The following is an 18,704-nucleotide window of genomic DNA, read 5'->3' on the forward strand; positions in this document are numbered from 1 at the left end:
TATCGAATATCGTATACGGTATTGATAAACTGAGGGGGTTCGAAGTCAATCCTTTCTTTGTCAGAATTGCGCAAGCTTAACGGCGCAGGGCCACCTGGGTATCGGCGTGCGCAAGTTCGATGAGAGTTATCATCGCCTTGCGCGCCTTCGCCGGGTTCTGTTCCGCGATCTGCGCGTAGAGCGCGTAATGCTCCGGCATCGGATCGCGCGGGCTGTCCTTCTTGGCGTGCTTGATCGTGGTGGTGGAGGCGATCGCCGTTGAGATCGAGTTGGAAAGGGCCTGCAACATCTCGTTGCGCGTCGCCTCCATCAACAGCTCGTGAAAACGGATGTCCGCGGCGCGTCCCTTGGGGTTGGTGAGGGTGTAGCGCTCCATGGCTTCCAGCGCATTACCCATATCGAGCAATTGCCGCTCGTCACGGCGCAAGGCGGCCATTTCCGCGGCTTGCGGCTCCACCACCATCCTCAGTTCGAAAAGGTCGCGCAGGAATTCATCGGTAACGCCGCACTGGATCTGCCAGGAAAGCACGTCCGGATCGAGCAGGTTCCACTGCCGGCGCTCGTTGACGCGGGTTCCCGCCTTGGGGCGGCTGCTGACCATGCCCTTGGCCGTCAGCATCCGAAATGCTTCGCGCAGTACCGAGCGGGATACGCCCAGAATCTCCGCGTGTTCCACTTCGGCCGGGAACACATGTCCCGCTGGATAGCTGCCGTTGACGACCTGCGTAGCGAGCCGCTGAGCCACCGCATGGTGCAGGCGGCCGTTCATCAGCGGGATCTGTTCCATGGTCTCACTCGATCCCGTGCCCCGGATTTTATCGGCCATCATGTTCGCTCTCGTCATTTGGCTACGGTCTGCGAGATCGAAACCGATTTAGCTAGTCAGAAAATGAGCAGATTATATATCGTATATTATGAGTAGCGATGAATGCGGTTAGCGCAACGGAAAACGCAGCACCACAACAAGGCCGGGTCGATTGTCCGAAAACTCGATCCGGGCACCGTGAACCTGCGCAATCGCCGCAACCATGCTGAGACCCAGGCCGTCCCCCGGCACCGACGTCGAACCTTCGGCGCGGAAAAAGGGCTCGGTCACCCGGGCCAGGTCCGCCGGGCGCAGGCCCGGTCCATCGTCGAATACGCCCAGCACCAGTTCGCCGTCCTGTCGCCCAGCGCGAACATCGACGCGGCTTCCTTCGGGCACGTGCTTGAGCGCATTGTCGAGCAGGTTGGAGATGGCCTGGAACACCATGTCCAGGTCGAGGTCCGCCACCAGCGGGCGATGTGCATCCAGCGTCAGGGCGATGTCCCGGCGCTCCGCCTCCGGCTGGTAGAATTCGACGACGTCTTCCAGCAGTTGCACCACGTCGGTGCGCTGGACGTGCAGTGTCGCCCTGCCCCCTTCGAGCCGCGAGATGCGGATCAGGGCAGCCAGTATCCCGCGCAGCCGATTGGCTTCCGCGATCGCCTCGGCCACGCTGGCGGCAATTGCCGGTGAGGCGGCGGCGTCCTTGCAGACGTCCTGCTCCAGCACTTCCAGCTTGCCCGCCAAGCGCGCAAGCGGCGTGCGAAGTTCATGTGCGGCATTGTCCGACACCCGGCGCACCGTTTCGAACAGGCCCTCGATCCGCGAAAGCATCAGGTTGAGCGTCGCGGAGAGCCGGTCGAAATCATCCTGGGTGCCGCGTACCGGCACACGCCCCGAAAGATCGCCCGCCATTACCTGGAGCGCGGTGGACGTCACCGAATCGATGCGCTTGCCGATGGCCCGGCTCATCAGCCAGCCTCCGGTTATTCCCAGCGCCAGCGACCCGAACAGCATCCAGAGCGCTCCGGTGCGCAGGAGATCCTCGTCATCGACGATGTCCTGAACGTCCCGCCCGACGATCAGGCGTCCGCCGTCGGGCATGGTTCGATCCCGGACGAAAGCGGAATGATCGATCTCGAAGCCATCGACGAACTTGTCCGCCTCGATCACGGAAAGACCGCTCGCCGCCGCGGGAGCCCAGCTCGGCAGATTGGCGGCAACGATCTGGCCATCGGGGGCCACTAGAACGTGAAACGGCATTCGGGCAGCAGGGGTATGCGCCCGCAGGTCCAGAGCCGAGCGCGCGGCGTCGATCCCCGATTTGCGGTAGACAGCCCCGATCCGCGCCGCTTCGCCCTCCACCGCGACGCGGACCTCGGACATCGGCTGGATCACCCGCAACCAGTAGCCCGCCGCGAACAGCAGCCCTACGGAAAGGCTGAAAAGCATTGCGTAAGTCAGCGCCAGGCGAAACGACAGGCTGCGGAAAAGCCGGGTCATCGCCGCGTCACCCCGGCCACTGCGCAAGCTCATTCGGGCCGCATGACATAGCCCAGCCCCCTGATCGTGTGGATCAACGGCGCTTCCTCGTTATGCGCGATCTTCTGCCGCAGTTTCGAGATATGCTGGTCGATGATATTGGTTTGCGGGTCGAAATTGTAGTCCCAGACGTTTTCGAGGAGCATGGAACGCGTCACGACCCGCCCGGCGTTCCGGGCGAGATATGCCAGGATGCGCAACTCGCGCAGCGTAAGGTTGATGCGGCGCCCTGCTCGCGAGACCACATGGGCGACCAGATCGATTTCCAGATCTCCCACGCGCAAATGGTCGCTGGGTTCGGAAACGGTCGCGTTCCGCCGCCCGAGACTGTCCACCCGCGCCAGCAGTTCGGACATGGCGAAAGGCTTGGCCATGTAGTCGTCGCCGCCGGCGCGCAGGCCCCGCACCCGCTCGTCGACATCGCCCAGCGCACTGACGATCAGCACCGGCGTGGCATTTTCCGTTGCGCGCAGGGCCGCCAGCACCTTGAGCCCGTCGAGCGAGGGCAACATGCGATCGAGGACGATCACGTCATACATCTCGCAAGTGGCCTGGACCAGCCCCTCGCGCCCATCGGCGCGATGCTCCACGACATGCCCGGCCTCCCTCAGGCCCGCCGCGACATGGGCGGCAAGGCTGTCATCGTCTTCGACTAGCAGTATCTGCATGCTTCCAGGTGTCCGCGCGGGTCAGGCAAGTGACGGAAACGGGCTTCGTACCTCCGCCGGGCTCACATGGGCAAATACAAATGTTTCCGCAATCAAGCGGAGACCTCTCTGCGGCAATGGGGGGCATGACTACCAATGCAGCCTCGCACCCTGTCCCGATGCCTTCCCTGCCGTCCACCCTCAAGAGCGCCCGGCCTGGCCTGATCCATGTGCTGGCGGTCGGCGGCGCGCACCAGTTGCCGCATATCGTGCCGGTGGCCTGTGAACTGGAACGCCGTCATCCGGGCACGGTGACCATCTTCGTGCCGCGATCCACCGATGCGCGGGCAGTCCGGGATCTGGCCGCCGCCATGGGCCTTCCGCTGCCGGCCCTGGTGGAGATGCGCCTTCCCAAGGCGCTGAATGCCGTCGTTCCGGGCTTCGCCCGCAAGCTTGCGCGGCTGATCTACTGGTCGCCGCTGCTGCGCGATGCGGAAGTCATCCTCTGCGCGGAACGGACGTCCACGATCCTGGCGCGCCTCTGGAAACAATGCCCACCGCTGGTCCACATTCCCCATGGCGCGGGTGACCGCGCCGTGGGTTTCGAAAAGCGCTTCGAGCTGTTCGACCATGTCATAGTGGCGGGCGCCAAGGATCGCGACCGGCTGCTCGAAGCCGGGCTGGTGACGCCGGAGAATTGCACCGCAGCAGGCCCCATCAAGCTGGCCGCGATGTTGCGCACCGGGATCGATCGGGCGCCGCTGTTCGCCAACGACCGCAAGACCATCCTCTACAATCCCCACTTCACGAAGAAGCTGAATTCCTTCGATGCCTTCGCCAGAAAGCTGATCGAAGCCGTCCTGCGCGACGGCCGCTACAATCTGGTCGTTGCGCCGCATGTGCGCTTGGCATCGCGCTGGTCCGCCGCGCGGCGCCGCGAATGGGAAGCGCTGGCCGTTCCGGATCGTGTCGTCATCGACCTCGGCTCACCACGCTGCAACGACATGACCTACACCTTCGGAGCTGATCTCTATCTCGGCGACGTGAGCAGCCAGGTCTACGAATTCCTCGTTCGCCCACGCCCCTGCCTGTTCGTCAACGCCCACGATGCGCAGTGGCGCGAGTCCGAGGACTACGCGATGTGGCACTTCGGCGATGTGATCACGCCCGACGCCGACCCCATCGCGGCCATCGACCAGGCCTTCGCGGACCATCGCGCCTATGTGGCCTGGCAGAAGGAGCGCATGCGCTATTCGATCGGCGGCCTGGACTGGAAGCCCGATGGAACGCCCTTCCTGACGGGAGGCGATCCGATCGATCTAGCCGCCGATACGGTCTCGCGCATTGCCGGGTTTCAGCCCGTCCCGCCCATGGCGCGCACGTAAGCGACGTTCGCTCGCATCCGCGCTGTCTGCACGCTGATCCAGGACCGCTGCGCGTCGAGCGCATCGGTCTGCGCGGTCACCACTTCGAGATAGTCTGCCGCGCCGTCCCGATAGCGCGACAGCGCGATCTCGCTGGTGCGCTGGGCGGCCTGTGCCGCCTCACCCTGGGCCGAGGCCTGGGTTTCCAGGTGGTGCATCGCCGCGATGGCATCCTCCACATCCTGGAAAGCACCGAGGACGGTGGTGCGATAGTTGGCGGCCACTTCCTCGTATTCGGCGCGCGATATCCTGACCTGCGATTTGCGCGCGCCGCCGTCGAACAGCGTCATCAGCGCCGAGAGCGGACCGAGCGACCAGAACGTGTTGGGCGTCTTCAGCAGATCGCCATGCGTCGTCTGCCAGCCCCCGGCGGCACCGAGGCCGACCGAAGGAAACCATGCCGCCTTGGCCACGCCGATACGGGCATTGGCGGCAAACACCCGACGTTCCGCAGCGGCGATGTCCGGCCGGCGCTGGAGCAGTTCCGAAGGCACGCCCACCGCGACGTCCGGCACGTCCAGCATGTCGCTGCGGGCGGCCAGCGAGAACTCCGAAGGCAGCACGCCGGTCAGCGCGGCCAGTTCATGCTCGGTGGCCGCGCGCTCGTTGGCAACGGCCGAGACTTGCGCCCTGGCGTTCCCCAGCACCGTGCGGGCCCGGTTCACATCGATGCCGGAGGCGATCCCGCCCGAATGGCGCGTGTCGGTGAGCTTCAGCGCCCGTTCGAACGCGGCAACCGAGCGGTTCAGCAGGTCCGCCTGGGCATCGAGCCCGCGCAGGCGCAAGTAGGCGTCCGCCACCGAGGCCTGGAGGCTGAGCTTCGCGGAAGCGAGATCGCCGCCCGACGCCACCGCTTCGGCATTTGCAGCCTTCACGGAATTGCGCACGCGGCCCCACAGGTCCAGTTCGTAGGACAGGCTGCCGCCGACCACGAAGTTGTCGTAAGTCCGCGCCGTACCGGTCGACAGCGGGCGCCCGGCGGATACGCGATCGCGTGAGGCTTCGCCGCTGACGCCCACCGTGGGATAGAGGTCGGAGGCGACAACACCGGCAGCGGCGCGCGCCTGGTCGTAGCGGGCAAGCGCCGCAGCCAGCGTGGGACTGGCGGCCTCGGCCCGCTTCTCGAGATCGTCGAGCGCGGGATCCGCAAACACGGTCCACCATTCACCGCGTGCTTCCGCATCGCGCGGGGCTGCCTGCGACCAGCCCTCGACTTCGCGGAATGCCGGCGAAGCGGCCGTTTCAGGCGCGTGATAGTTGGGTGCCATCGAGCACCCGGCCACGGAACATCCGGCGAGCAGCAGCGCCGCGACTGCGGGGAACCTAGCCGCCATGAGCCGCCCCCTTGGCGGTCGTGGCGGCGGCGGGCTTCTGGATCTTCACCTGATCGCCGCTGCGCATCGAGTCGGGCGGACTGTCCACCACGCGATCGCCTTGCTTGACGCCGACCGAGACGATCACCGTCTTGCCAAGATCACGCGCGATCTTGACCGGCTGCACCGTTACGCGTCCGTTCGCGCCGACTACGGCCACGCTCGGGCCATTCTCCGTATAAAGGATCGTGCTGCCCGGCAGGGTCAGGCCCTGCACGCCGCCCGCCACGTCGAAATGGGCTTCCACGAAAGCGCCGGGCTTGAGCGCGCCCTCGCTGTTGTTCGCCTGTACCTCGACGAGGACGGCGCCGGACTGAGCGTCGACGGCACCGGCGCTGCGGGTGACGGTGCCGGGGAAGGTGCGGCCGGGGAATTCCGGCAGGGTGAGGTTGACGACGACGCCCTGCTTCACTTGCGCGGAGTAGATCTGCGGCACGCGCACATAGATACGCATGCGGTGCACGTCGGACACCGTGAACAGCGGCTGCGCGGCGGCGTTGTTCGCCACCACCAGCGCGCCGATCTGCGCCGAGCGGCTGGTCACGACGCCTGCGAACGGCGCCGAGAGCCGCGTGAAGCCGCGCGTCGCCTCAAGCTCTCGCACGCTGGCCAGCGCGGCATTGGCCAGCGCTGTCTTGGCGGCGAGATCGCCCGCCTTCTCGTCCACTTCCTGCTGCGAGACGGCGTCCTGCTTCAACATCCCGCTCCAGCGCTTTGACGTGGTGGCGGCCAGGCGCTGGTTGGCGAGCGCGGTCTGGTAGTCCGCCTTTGCCTGCGCCAGTTGCTGGTCCACTTCCGGCGCGTCGAGCACGGCAAGCGTCTGCCCGGCGCCGACCCGATCGCCGATATCGGCCTGCCAGCTGCGGACATAGCCGTTGGTACGGGCATAGATCGCCGCGCTGTTGAAGGCCTGCGCGGTGCCGGGCAAGGCCAGGCCTCCGGCATCTCCCGCGCCTGCCGGAGTGACCACCGCGACAGTCGGCACGGCGGATTCGGCGGCCACGGCCTCCAGATCACGCGTGGCACTGAGGCGCGTGGCGATACCCGCGCCGACCACGGCCAGCGCGATCACCGCCGCGCCCAGCCCCACCCGCTTCAGAGTGCGGGTCTGCGGTCCGGTAGGCGAGTGAGCGGGTTCGGAGAGAGAATCATGCATGGGCGGCCTGCACTTCCTGGGGGACTTCCTTCTCGCGGCGACGGCCGTGGACGAAGGCGAAGACGGTGGGAACGAAAAGAAGGGTTGCGATGGTGGCGCAGATCAGGCCGCCGACGACGGCGCGGCCGAGCGGCGCGTTCTGTTCGCCGCCTTCGCCGAGGCCGAGCGCCATGGGGCCCATGCCGATGATCATCGCCAGCGCCGTCATCAGCACCGGACGGAAGCGGACGAGGCCCGCTTCCATCGCCGCCTTCACCGGATCGCCCAGTTCGGCGAGCTTTTCGCGCGCGAAGCTGACGACCAGGATCGAGTTGGCGGTGGCCACGCCCATGCACATGATCGCGCCGGTCAGCGCCGGGACCGACAATGTGGTCCCGGTGGCGAACAGCATCCAGACGATGCCCGCAAGGGCTGCCGGAAGCGCGGTGATGATGACGAAGGGATCGAGCCAGGACTGGAAGTTCACGACGATCAGAAGGTAGATCAGCACGACCGCCGCCAGCAGACCCCAGCCGAGGCCGGAGAATGCGGTGTTCATCGTCTGGTACTGGCCACGGATGGTGATCGTCGAGCCCTTCGGCGCGTCGGCCTTGAGTTCGTCGATCGCGCGCTGGACATCGCCTGCCACGGCGCCGAGGTCTCGGCCCTGCGGGGTGCCGTAGATGTCGATGACCGGGGCGATGTTGTAGTGCGAGACGACCGGCGCCGTGGTCGAACGGCTGACGGTCGCCAGCGCGCCCAGCGGCTGCGGACGCGTGCCGGCGGCGGCGCCGGAAACCGGCAGGTTCGACAGCTTGGTCAGCGAATCGACGGCATATTCCGGTGCCTGCGCCACCACGGCATATTGCACGCCGTTGTCGGGGTTCACGAAGAACACCGGCGCGGTCTGTGAGGTGCCCGCCAGCGAGTTCCCGAGGCTGGTGGTCACGTCGCGTTCGGTGAGGCCATACTGGCCGGCACGGGCGCGATCCACGTCGACGTCGAGCTGCGGGGAGTTGGCGGGCTGCTGAAGGCGCATGTCGGCAAGGCCGGGAATGCGGGCCATCTTCGCCATCAGCTTCTGCGCATAGACGCGCGAGGCGGCCAGGTCCTTGCCGGCGATCTGGACGTCGATCGGCGAAGGCGAACCGAAGTTCAGGATCTGGCTGGTGATGTCGGCCGGCAGGAACGAGAACTGGGTGCCGGGGAACTGGCGCGGCAGTTCCCGGCGCAGTGTCTCGACATAGCCCTCGGTCGGCGCATGGCCCTTATTCAAGGTGATCAGCATGTCGCCGTCTTGCGGACCGATGGTGCCGCTGTTGTTGTAGACGGTGTTGATCGAGCTGACCGGCAGGCCGATGTTGTCGGTGATCGAGCCCAGTTCCGATTTCGGGATGACCTTGCGCACGTCCTCGGAAATCCGCTGGAAGCGCAGGGCCGTCTCGTCGATGCGGGTGCCCACGGGGACGCGGACGTGCATCGCGATCTGGCCGGAATCGACGGTCGGGAAGAAGTTGCTGCCCAGGAACGGCATCAGTCCGAACGAGACGACGACGATCGCCAGGAACCCGAGCATGAAGGCCTTCTGGCCCTGGAGCGCGCGGTGCAGGATGCCGAGGTAGCCGTCGCGCAGCTTTTCGAAGCGGGCCTCGAAACCGCGCTGGAACCGCACGAGCGGGTTGCGCGAGGCCGGCGTTCCGGCGTTATGGTGGTTCTCGCCATGCGGGGCGTGGGGCTTCAGCAGGTACATCGCCAGCGTCGGCACCAGGGTGCGCGACAGTACGAAGGACGCGATCATCGCGAAGACCACCGAGAGCGCCATCGGCACGAAGAGATAGCCCGCCACGCCCGGCAGGAAGAACATCGGCACGAAGACGATGCAGATGCAGAGCAGCGACACGAAGGCCGGCGTCACGATCTGGGCGGCGCCGTCGAGGATCGCCTCCATCACGCCCTTGCCCTGTTCGAGGTGCCAGTTGATGTTCTCGATGGTCACGGTCGCGTCGTCGACGAGGATGCCGACCGCCAGCGCCAGACCGCCCAGCGTCATCACGTTCAGCGTCTGTCCGAAGACCGCCAGCATGGCGATCGCGGCGAGCACCGCCAGCGGGATCGAAAGGGCGATGATGACCGTCGAGCGCCAGGAACCGAGGAACAGCAGGATCATCAGCGAGGTCAGCGCGGCGGCGATGGCGCCTTCGTGTATGACGCCGTTGACGGCCGCCTTCACGAACAGCGACTGGTCGCCCACCGGCAGGATCTTGAGGCTGTCCGGCAGGGTTTCCGCGATCTTCGGCAAGGCCGACTTGACGCCGTCGACGATGGAGAGCGTGGACGTCGCACCGTTCTTGAGCACGGTGAGCAGCGCCGAGCGGCGGCCCTCCACATGGACGACGTTCTGCTGCTGGGCGCTGCCGTCCCGCACATAGGCGACATCGCGCATGGTGATCGTGGCGCCGTTGACCACCTTGACCGGCAGGTCGTTCAGCGCGGCAATGGAGTCAGGCGTGTTGTTCAGGCGGACCGAATATTGGGTTTCCCCGATCTTCACGAAGCCCGCCGGGTTGATCTGGTTCTGCGAGGCGATGGCGTTGCCGACATCGACGGCGGAGAGGCCCTTGGACTGGAGCGCCTGGGGATCGAGATCGATCTGGACCTGGCGCTGGCGACCGCCCGAAGGGAACGGCATGGCAAGGCCCGGAATGGTGACCAGCCCGGTGCGGATCTGGTTCTGGCCGATATCGAACAGCTGCTGCTCGGTCATGCCCTCGCCAGAGAGCGCAAGCTGGAGGATCGGCACGGTCGAAGCGCTGTAATTGAGGATCAGCGGCGGCGTGATGCCCGGCGGCATTTGGCGCAGCACCGTCTGCGAAACCGAGGTGACCTGCGCCGTCGCGGTGCGGATATCGGCGCCGGGCTGGAAGTAGATCTTGACGATCCCCATGCCCTGGAACGACTGGCTTTCGATATGCTCGATATCGTTGACGGTCGTCGTCAGCACGCGTTCGTAAGGCGTGACGATGCGATCCGTCATGTCCTGCGGAGCCAGACCGGTGTAGGTCCAGGCCACGGCGATGACCGGCACCTTGATTTCCGGGAAGATATCGACAGGCGTGCGGAAGGCCGCAAGCAAACCGCCAATGGCAATGAGAATGGCCATGACGATGAATGTCAGTGGGCGGTGCAGCGCGGTCTTGACGATACCTAACATCGAGAACTCCATGGGCCGCCCGGCGCGCGGAAAGCACGCTGGACAGGCGAATTCCTCTCCGGCTCATGTTTTGGTTGGTTTCCGCCGCTGCTACCCTCCCCGCCTTGCGGCGCGGAAACGGACGGGAAATCCTGCTGGAATAGTTCAGCCCCTAACGACCCATGACGCGTTAGAAAAATGCGCTGAACGGAATACTCTCATGAATGATTTTCATGATTGTTTCCGGTCGGTGACAGCTTTGCCCCGGTTTGCGAGCGTTTCCGCTCAGCCCGGCTCCAGGAAAACGACCCGGAAGTCGCCCCGTTCCACGTCCGATAAAGTGTGCTGGGTGAAATGAAGTCGCCCATCGTCGGGGTGCTGGAACACACGCTCTCCACCTTCGCGCGCCAGCACCGTCTGCGCGTTCCAGGCGGCGCGAAACTCCGGGCTTTCGTCCTGAAGGCCCAGAACCAGATTCGTCACGCGGGGGTCTGCCATGCCGTGGCCGTAATCCCGCCGAAACTCGGCCAGCAGGCGGGCGGCGCGCCCGCTCCAGTCGGGGAGAAGCTGCCGCGCCGCAGGATGAGCGAAGACGTAGCGCAACAGATTGGGCGCTTCGCTATACTCGAAAAGTCCGATGAACAGCCGACGAGCAGCCCCGTTCGCGGCACAGATCGACCAAGCCGGATCGAGCGCATAGCAAGGCCAGTCCATCTGCCCGACCAGCGCGGCGATGGCGGAAGGCGCCGACGCCCCGGCCCTCGCGGAAAGGTCGATCGGATCGTGCCGTCCGGCAAGCGAGAACAGATAATCGCGTTCGGCGGCCGAGAGACTGAGCCCCCCTGCCAGGCGCGCAAGCGTTTCGGCCGAGGGGCGAACGTCGCGCCCCTGCTCGATCCAGGCGATCCACGTCGTGCCGATGGCCGCCCGCGCCGCCAGTTCCTCCCGCCGCAGGCCCGGCGTTCTGCGGCGACGGTCGTGCCCTTCCGGCGTCATGCTTTCCCGCCGGGCGCGGACGAAAGCGCCAAGCGACTTGCGTTGATCTTCAGATTGCATGGTGCCCGTTATAACAGGATAACTATGTTCATTGTAACAGGCTATGATCCTGCCAGACGGATTTCCGCAAGGAGATATCCATGACCAGCAATCCCACCCACAAAACCCGCCATCAGTTGGTAGACGGCCAGTTCGGCTCGAACGCGTCCGCCTATGTCACCAGCAAGGTCCATGCGGAGGGCACCGATCTCGACCGAATCGCCATTCGTGCCAACGAGGCACAGCCGCGCCACGCCCTGGACCTCGGCGCCGGGGGCGGACATGTCAGCTATGCCATGGCACGGCACGCATCGCAGGTGACGGCCTGCGATCTCGCCCCCCGGATGCTGGCCGTGATCGCCGCCGAAGCGGAAAGGCGCGCCCTCGCCAATATCGTCACGCAAGCCGCCGCCGCCGAAGCCCTGCCTTTCGCGGATGATACGTTCGACTTCCTCGCCTGCCGCTTTTCCACCCACCACTGGCGCAGCGCCGAGGCGGGCCTGCGAGAGGCCCGCCGCGTGCTGACGCCCGGCGCGCCTGCCTTGTTCATGGACGTGATCGCGCCCGCCGATCCGGCTGCCGATACGCACCTGCAAGCGGTGGAACTGCTGCGCGACCTGTCGCATGTGCGGGACTATTCTACGGCACAGTGGCAAGAGATGCTCAGCAGCGCGGGCTTTTCGATCGTCTCGACCACTCCCGGTCGCCTGCGCATGGACTTCGCGGACTGGACCGCCCGCATGCGCACCCCACCCGAACGGATCGCCGCGATCCGCGCGCTTCAGGGCGCTGCCGGCAGCGAAATCTCCAGCCACTTCGCCATCGAGGCGGACGGATCCTTCACGCTCGACACATTGCTGATCGAGGCGATCTAGAAGGAGCGCTCCGGGGCGGAGGCAAGGGCTGCGGCCATGGCCGAGAACATGGGTTTTGGTTCGAAATTCTCGTCCACCGGATTGCCGCGCATGGGCAATCCATCGGGCCTTCTTCGCCGCTCCGGGTAGCTCTTGCGGTTGAGATTGGAATACTTGTCCGACAATCCCCAGGTCACGACCTGCGAGACGTTGGTGAAGCTCAAGGTGAGGTCGAGATAGCCCTTCGCGAAAGCGGCTATCTCGGCATCGCGCCGCGCGGGATCCTTGTCCTTCAGATTGCGATCGGCACAGTCGAGTTCGGTGAGGATGACTTGCAGGCCCATGGCCTGGACCTGCTCCAGAAACTTGCGCCAGCCTTTCTCGTCACGCTTGCGGCCCAGCGTGTTGCCAAGGTGGCTCTGGATGCCGAGCGCTTCGACGCGGACGCCGCGCGTGAGCGACCGTTCCAACAGGCGCAGCACGCCCGCGCGGTGCGCTCCGTTGGCTTCCCAGCACATGTTGCCGTTGTAGACCCCCTGCGCGCGCGGCGCATGTTCGCGCACCAGTTCGAAGGCAAGGTCGAAAAAGTCTTCTCCCAGGACACGGGTGTAGAGCGAGTTCTTCATCTGCCCGTCACGCACCTGCAGCGCCTCGTTCACGCAGTCCCACGAGCGGATGTTGGGAAAAGTGTTGGCCATGAAAGTCGCATGCCGGTTCATAAGCGTGATCAGCCTGGCGCCCCCGTTGGGCTTGAGATCCGCTTCCATGTCCAGCAGCCAGGCCGGCAGGCGATCGTCCTGGTTCCAGGCGAAAGTGTGGCCGCGCATGAACAAGCCGTTTTCGTCGGCAAAGCGCGATATTCGCAGCGCCTTGGACGGGTCGAAGTGGTCCTGTTCCCGCTCCAGATACTTCCACTTGAACTCGTTTTCGCCCGTGATCACCGAGCATTGCTGACGCAGCAACTGGACGAACGTCGGATCGTCGAGGTGACTTGCAGAAATCGCCGCGCCGAACCGAAGTCCTTTCGTACGGGCGATCGCATCGAGTTGCATCGTCGGCGCTCCCCAGGCGGCGGCGGGCCGGACAAGCTCCCGCGCCAGGACGGTCGAAGCGGCCATCCCGCCCGCGAGCGCCAAGGCGCGGCGACGCGTCATCCTGCTGTTGACAGTGCTGGAGGATCGAAAGCCCTGCATCTCCGTAATCTGGCTATTTGCGCCAGCCATGCAACCTCGGGTTTTCATCGGTCGGGCTGCTGTACGCACGGAAGACCATTGCGACAGGCGATCCGGCCGCCTAGGCAAAACCCATGATGACGCTCCAGACCTGGTGGCTTTACGCTTTCGCCGTTTTCCTGCTTTCGGGAACGCCCGGACCCAACATGCTCCACGTGATGACGCGAAGCGTGGAACTGGGCTTCCGGCGCAGCCTTGCGGCCATGGCGGGATGCATGCTGGCGATCGCGCTGGTGCTCGCGGCCTCGGCAGCGGGATTGACCGCGCTGCTCAAGGCCATACCGGGCGCTTTCGAGGTGCTGCGCTATCTCGGCGTGGCCTACCTCGTCTATCTGGGCATCAAGTCCTGGAGGGCCGACGTCTCTCCTGAAGATCCGGCCGGTGCCGACATGGCCCGGCGCAATTCGCCGATGGCGCTGTTTCGCGGCGGGTTCACGATCGCCATCAGCAACCCCAAGCTACTGCTGTTCGCGGCCGCCTTCTTTCCGCAGTTCATCGATCCCGCACAGCCCAAGGCGCCGCAGTTCGCCATTCTCGTGGGCACGTTCACGGTTATCGAGATGTTCTGGTACTGCACCTATGCGCTGGCGGGAGGCACGCTTTCCGCGCATCTGCGGCGGCCTTCGGTGAAGCGTCTGTTCAACCGGGTGACCGGATCGATCTTCGTCGGCTTCGGAGCGGCGCTGCTTACCTCGCGGGCCGCCTGAAACCGGGCCTGAACCGGCCTGAACCGCGTCAGCGGATAGCGTCGCGGGCCAGCAGGAAAGCACCGAACAGTCCCGAAGAAAGGCTTGGAGCTTGCCCTTACGCCGGGATCAGGTCTGCCGCGGCATCCGGACGTGTAGTCGCCCCGATCTCGGCCCGATCGAAAGGCGTGCTCTGGTAGATCTCGTTTATCCAGTTCCCGAAGAGCAGGTGCCCATGGCTGCGCCAGGCATTGATCGGCGCACAGGCCGGATCATCGTCAGGATAGTAGTTGGCCGGAACCGGGCCGCCGTCGCGTTCGAATTCGCCGGCCAGGGTGTCGCTGTCGTATTCGAGGTGATTGAACATCAGCAGCGCGCGATCCTGCGGGTCATGGAGCAGGCACAGGCCGGTCTCCTCGCTTTCGGCAAGGATCTGCACCCCGCCATCCGACGGAAGATCCTCCGCGCGCATTTCGGTCCACCGTGACACGGGTACGGCGAAACTGTCCGAAATCCCGCGCAGGAAGGGCGAATTCGGCGCGCGATTGCGATGCGGGAAGACGCCGAAAGCCTTGGCCGGCAACTCGTGCTTGGGAACGCCGTGGAAGTGGTGGAGGAAGGCCTGCGCAGCCCAGCAGATAGTCAGGCAGCTATGGACGTTGGTACGCGTCCAGTCGAAGATGCGCTGAAGTTCGGGCCAGTAGCGCACATCCTCGAAAGCCAGCCGCTCGACCGGAGCGCCGGTGATGATGAAACCGTCGAACCGCTCGTGCTCGACATCCCGCCAGGGGCGGTAGAATGCTTCGAGATGCTCGGGCGAGGTGTTGCGGGCGACATGGTCGCTGATCCGCACCAGGGTCAGTTCGATCTGGAGCGGCGTCGCACCGAGCAGGCGGGCGAGCTGGGTCTCGGTGCTCACCTTGTCGGGCATGAGGTTGAGCAGGCCGATGCGTAGCGGCCGGATGTCCTGCCGCACCGCATCGCTCTCGCGCATCACGGCCACGCCTTCGTTCTCCAGGATGGAGCGGGCGGGCAGGTCGTCGGGAATCTTGATCGGCACGTTGCGTCGGTCCTCATTCCGGAACGACGCTGGTGGCTTGATCCGTTGGTTGCCGGCTCGGCCACATCCTCCCGCCGGGAGTGCCACCTTGCCCGGATCGGCAGGTTGGCGTTGGGCGTCGTCCCAACTCTTGATGCTGCGCCGGGTGATAGACGCTTCGGCGCGATCTTGCAACGGCCCGCCTCGATCGGACTAGAAGCGATGACCGCATACCCGCCCCGGCGCGATTGACGGATGACGGAATCGAGCCTAGCGGCCGGACAGCAAAGCCAAAAATCACGCGCGAACTGAATTCGGCTTCGCGACCGCTACGGCACTATGCTAAGGATCTTCGAATGAGTTTGCCGGCCGCTGCCGTGGCGTTGTTGATGACGGGCCCGTCGATGCCCGACGCACCCGTACATCTGGTCGATCTGCAAGTGGCCGATCTCCAGGCGGCATCGCGTCCGTTGCAGCTTGCCGAAGCGCAGGCCGCTGCGCCTGCGGCCGGAGCGGCGATTCCCGCGCCGGTGACGACGGGCGAAATTGCGACACCTTCCTCTTCCGATCCCGTTCAGGCTCAGCCACCTGCCGCCGATCCTTTGGCCCCCGCCCCGACGCCTCCGGCTCAAGCCGCTCCGGACCAGCCCGAATCGGAAATCGTCGTCACCGCGCCGCAGCCGCCGCCGCCCGGCGATCCGCTGGAGCGGATCAACGCCGAGTCCTTCAAGGTGGTGCAGTCCGTCGACAAGGCCGTGCTGGAACCCGTGGCCAAGGCTTACAACAAGGGCCTGCCGCGCCCCGTCCGCAAGGGCCTGCGCAACTTCTTCACCAATCTGGGCGAGCCCGTGGTCTTCGCGGCTTTTCTCCTGCAGCTGAAACCCGGCAAGGCCGCCGAGACGGCCGGACGCTTCGTGATCAACACCACGCTCGGCGTGGGCGGGCTGATGGACGTGGCCAAGAAGAAGCCGTTCAACCTGCCGTACCGTCCCAACGGCGTGGCCAACACACTGGGTTACTACGGCGTCGGTCCCGGCCCTTACATGTATCTTCCGATCATCGGCCCGACGACCCTGCGCGACATCATCGGCGATTCGATCGACAAGCTGCTGCTGCCCGCCGCCATCGGCAAGCCCTTCACCAACCCCGAAGTGGTGATCCCCATGACCGTCGTCCGCCAGCTTGGCGAACGCGCGGCCTTCGACGAGCGGATCAACCAGATCCGCGAGGAAGACCGACCCTACGCCACCTATCGCGACCTCTACCTCAAGCAGCGCCAGGCCGAGATCGACGCGCTTCACGGCCGCGTGACGCCGGGCGTCGTGCCGGTTTACGGCCCCGGACTGAAAGTGCCCGGCAAGAAGGATCGCGACAAGCAAGGTGAAGCCGGGCAGCCTGCCACTGGTGAGGCTGAACCTGCTCAGGAGACGGCGCCTGTGCCGGAGACCGGGGCTGCGCCGGAGACTGCGCCTCCTGCAACCCCCGTTCCCGCCGTACCCGCTGCGGGCGAGACCGCCCCGGCTTCGCCCGCCCCGGAGCAGGCACCCGCACCCGCACCCGCACCCGCACCGGTTCCTGCATACTGATACGGCGGATCAATGGGGCTGTTCGGGGCCGGGTGGCCATTCGGGATGATTGCGGCTAGTCTGCAATCTCCCACCTGCTTCGACGAGACAGCCCCGCATCGATGATCCTACCCAGGCGTCCCCGTTCGGCCCTTCGCGCTTTCCTGCGCAGCGAAGCTTCAGGCGGTATCCTGCTGATGATCGCGGCGGCCCTGGCGCTGATTGTCGCCAACAGTCCGCTTGCAGACAGCTACTTTCACGCGCTTCACGTGAAGATCGGCCCGATGTCGCTGGCGCATTGGATCAACGACGGGCTGATGTCGCTGTTCTTCCTGCTGGTGGGGCTGGAGATCAAACGCGAATTCGTGGACGGCCACCTCGCCAACTGGTCGGATCGTGCGTTGCCCGCCATCGCCGCCGCCGCCGGGATGATCTGCCCGGCGCTGATCTACCTGGCGATCGTGGGCCCCGGATCGGGGCTGACGCGCGGCTGGGCCATCCCTGCGGCTACGGACATCGCTTTCGCCATCGGCGTCATGGCCATGCTGGGCAAGCGCGTCCCCGCCTCGCTCAAGCTGATCCTCACGACCATCGCCATCGTCGACGACATGGGGGCGGTGGCGGTGATCGCCCTTGCCTACACCTCGCAGATCCACGGCCTGGCCTTGCTGGCGGCGGGCGCGATCATGGGCGTGATGTTCGTGCTCAATCGCATCGGAGTGAAGCAACTCTGGCCCTACCTCACGCTTGCCGCGATGCTTTGGCTGGCGGTGCTGCTGTCCGGCGTACACGCCACGATAGCCGGCGTGCTGGCCGCAAGCCTCATCCCGATCCGCATCACCCCCGGCACGCCGGACAGTACGGAATCTCCGCTCCACCGCCTTGAACACGGCCTTCACGGCTGGGTAGCCTATGGGATCGTACCACTGTTCGGCTTCGCCAACGCCGGCGTTTCGCTGGTTGGCCTGGGCGCCGAACATCTGCTGGCGCCCCTGCCGCTGGGCGTTGCCGGAGGGCTGTTCCTGGGCAAGCAACTGGGCGTGTTCCTGGCCATCTGGCTCTGCGCCCGCCTGGGCATCGCCCGGCGCCCGAACGGCGCCACCTGGGTGCAGACTTACGGCATGTGCCTGCTCTGCGGCATCGGCTTCACCATGAGCCTGTTCGTGGGCGGCCTGGCCTTCAGCGACCCGGTGCTGATCGACGAGGTCAAGATCGGGGTGCTGGGAGGTTCGATCCTGTCGGCGCTCTCGGGCTTCGCGGTATTGCGGTTTGCCGCCCGTCATCGCGGCACGGCCGGAGGACGCGCCGCAACGGCTTGATCAACGCAAGGAAGGGGAAGCGCGAATGACAGAACGCCGTGGACCGGTACTCGTGGCGACGGACCTCAGCGCCCGTAGCGATCGCGCCGTGGATCGGGCGATCCAGCTGGCAGCTCAGTGGCAGGTCGAAACTTGCGTCGTCCATGCCCTCCGGTCCGAGGAGCGCGTGGAGGAAAGGCAGGTCCGTGACACGCTGCCATCGAACCCGGCCGATGTCCGCGTCCTCCTGCCGAGGGGGCCCGCGCCCGACACGATCGCCGACATCGCGCAGGATCTCGCACCTTCCCTGATCGTCACCGGCGTCGCGCGGTTCAACCATGTCGGCGACTATTTCCTGGGCACTGCGGTCGATCACATCATCCGCCATGCTTCCGCGCCGGTGCTGGTGGTGAAGCAGCGCGAACGCGGCGCTTACCGGCGCATGCTCGTGGCCGTGGACCTTTCGCCGGACGCCCTGCACACGCTCGCCGCCGCCGCCGAACTCTTTCCCGACGTGCCGGTCGAGGTCGTCCATGCCTACCATGTCCCGTTTCGCGGATGGATCGATTCTGACGGCATGCGCGAGGAACTGCGGCGGGAAGCCAGCGCCCGGCTTCGGACCTTCCTTGAGGAACCGGCCCTGCCCCGGAGCCTGGCCGAACGAACGACCTCGCACCTCGATCTCGGCGCTCCGGACGAAGTGCTGGCACGCTCGATCGAACGGTTCAGGCCCGACCTTGTCGTGCTTGGCAGCCGCGACCGTAGCGGGCTGGCGCAGGCTACCCTCGGAAGCAACACGTCCGCCCTGCTCGGGTGGATTCCGGCCGATACGCTCGTGATCAAGCGGGAGCGGGAGGACTGAAGGCCGGCTGCCCGGCC

Annotated in this window: 15 protein-coding genes and 1 riboswitch; of the genes, 6 read left to right on the forward strand and 9 right to left on the reverse strand. The window is 65.7% G+C overall.

The genetic code is table 11. From position 1 onward, the window contains the following. Positions 1-76 precede the first annotated feature (76 nt). From ACI3K3_RS16490 to ACI3K3_RS16500, 3 genes are all read right to left on the reverse strand, one after another. Positions 77-826 (reverse strand): FadR/GntR family transcriptional regulator, encoded by a 750-nt coding sequence (locus ACI3K3_RS16490; protein ID WP_404915565.1) that lies wholly within the window; start codon positions 824-826, stop codon positions 77-79. Positions 827-934: 108 nt separating this feature from the next. Next, positions 935-2,308, reverse strand: coding sequence for an ATP-binding protein (locus tag ACI3K3_RS16495; protein ID WP_404915567.1), 1,374 nt, complete (start codon positions 2,306-2,308; stop codon positions 935-937). A gap of 29 nt (positions 2,309-2,337) precedes the next feature. Beyond that, positions 2,338-3,015: a response regulator transcription factor gene (locus ACI3K3_RS16500; RefSeq protein WP_404915569.1), complete on the reverse strand. Its 678-nt coding sequence runs from the start codon at positions 3,013-3,015 to the stop codon at positions 2,338-2,340. A gap of 125 nt (positions 3,016-3,140) precedes the next feature. Between ACI3K3_RS16500 and ACI3K3_RS16505 the strand changes: the two genes are divergently transcribed. Continuing rightward, positions 3,141-4,379: a glycosyl transferase gene (locus ACI3K3_RS16505; RefSeq protein ID WP_404915571.1), complete on the forward strand. Its 1,239-nt coding sequence runs from the start codon at positions 3,141-3,143 to the stop codon at positions 4,377-4,379. Here the strand turns inward: ACI3K3_RS16505 and ACI3K3_RS16510 are convergent. From ACI3K3_RS16510 to ACI3K3_RS16525, 4 genes are all read right to left on the reverse strand, one after another. Then, positions 4,349-5,752 (reverse strand): efflux transporter outer membrane subunit, encoded by a 1,404-nt coding sequence (locus ACI3K3_RS16510; RefSeq protein ID WP_404915573.1) that lies wholly within the window; start codon positions 5,750-5,752, stop codon positions 4,349-4,351. The genes ACI3K3_RS16505 and ACI3K3_RS16510 overlap by 31 nt on opposite strands. Then, positions 5,742-6,947 carry an efflux RND transporter periplasmic adaptor subunit gene (locus ACI3K3_RS16515; protein WP_404915575.1) on the reverse strand — a complete coding sequence of 402 codons (1,206 nt, stop codon included), beginning with the start codon at positions 6,945-6,947 and terminating at the stop codon, positions 5,742-5,744. Before ACI3K3_RS16515 ends, ACI3K3_RS16510 begins: the two co-directional genes overlap by 11 nt. Next, the gene (locus ACI3K3_RS16520) at positions 6,940-10,137 is read right to left on the reverse strand and encodes an efflux RND transporter permease subunit (RefSeq protein ID WP_404915577.1); all 3,198 of its coding nucleotides are present in this window, start codon (positions 10,135-10,137) and stop codon (positions 6,940-6,942) included. The genes ACI3K3_RS16515 and ACI3K3_RS16520 overlap by 8 nt, the downstream gene beginning before the upstream one ends. A 264-nt stretch (positions 10,138-10,401) precedes the next feature. Beyond that, entirely contained in the window at positions 10,402-11,172 is a 771-nt protein-coding gene (locus ACI3K3_RS16525) for a helix-turn-helix domain-containing protein (protein WP_404915579.1), read from the reverse strand. 80 nt (positions 11,173-11,252) lie between these two features. Here ACI3K3_RS16525 and ACI3K3_RS16530 point away from each other — a divergent pair, with 80 nt between their 5' ends. Continuing rightward, positions 11,253-12,026, forward strand: a complete 774-nt coding sequence (locus tag ACI3K3_RS16530) for a class I SAM-dependent methyltransferase (protein ID WP_404915581.1) — start codon at positions 11,253-11,255, stop codon at positions 12,024-12,026. On the opposite strand, the gene ACI3K3_RS16535 is transcribed toward ACI3K3_RS16530, so the two are convergent. Next, positions 12,023-13,159, reverse strand: coding sequence for an endo-1,4-beta-xylanase (locus ACI3K3_RS16535; protein WP_404915583.1), 1,137 nt, complete (start codon positions 13,157-13,159; stop codon positions 12,023-12,025). The genes ACI3K3_RS16530 and ACI3K3_RS16535 overlap by 4 nt on opposite strands. 155 nt (positions 13,160-13,314) lie before the next feature. On the opposite strand from ACI3K3_RS16535, the gene ACI3K3_RS16540 reads away from it, so the two are divergent. Next, entirely contained in the window at positions 13,315-13,944 is a 630-nt protein-coding gene (locus ACI3K3_RS16540) for a LysE family translocator (RefSeq protein ID WP_404915631.1), read from the forward strand. 97 nt (positions 13,945-14,041) lie between these two features. Here ACI3K3_RS16540 and metA read toward each other — a convergent pair whose 3' ends face one another. Continuing rightward, positions 14,042-14,983: a homoserine O-succinyltransferase gene (metA, locus tag ACI3K3_RS16545; RefSeq protein WP_404915585.1), complete on the reverse strand. Its 942-nt coding sequence runs from the start codon at positions 14,981-14,983 to the stop codon at positions 14,042-14,044. Positions 14,984-15,018: 35 nt separating this feature from the next. Continuing rightward, positions 15,019-15,125: riboswitch (SAM-I-IV-variant riboswitch) on the reverse strand. Positions 15,126-15,318: 193 nt separating this feature from the next. Here metA and ACI3K3_RS16550 point away from each other — a divergent pair. The 3 genes from ACI3K3_RS16550 (at position 15,319) to ACI3K3_RS16560 (ending at position 18,687) form a co-directional block, all read left to right on the forward strand. Continuing rightward, entirely contained in the window at positions 15,319-16,548 is a 1,230-nt protein-coding gene (locus ACI3K3_RS16550) for a VacJ family lipoprotein (protein WP_404915587.1), read from the forward strand. A gap of 101 nt (positions 16,549-16,649) precedes the next feature. Next, positions 16,650-17,846, forward strand: coding sequence for a Na+/H+ antiporter NhaA (nhaA, locus tag ACI3K3_RS16555; protein WP_404915589.1), 1,197 nt, complete (start codon positions 16,650-16,652; stop codon positions 17,844-17,846). 25 nt (positions 17,847-17,871) lie between these two features. Further along, complete coding sequence (locus ACI3K3_RS16560; protein WP_404915591.1) at positions 17,872-18,687, forward strand: universal stress protein; 816 nt, start codon at positions 17,872-17,874, stop codon at positions 18,685-18,687. The last annotated feature ends 17 nt before the right edge of the window (positions 18,688-18,704 follow it).

It is taken from the genome of Novosphingobium sp. ZW T3_23 (assembly GCF_044987305.1).
GTDB lineage: Bacteria > Pseudomonadota > Alphaproteobacteria > Sphingomonadales > Sphingomonadaceae > Novosphingobium.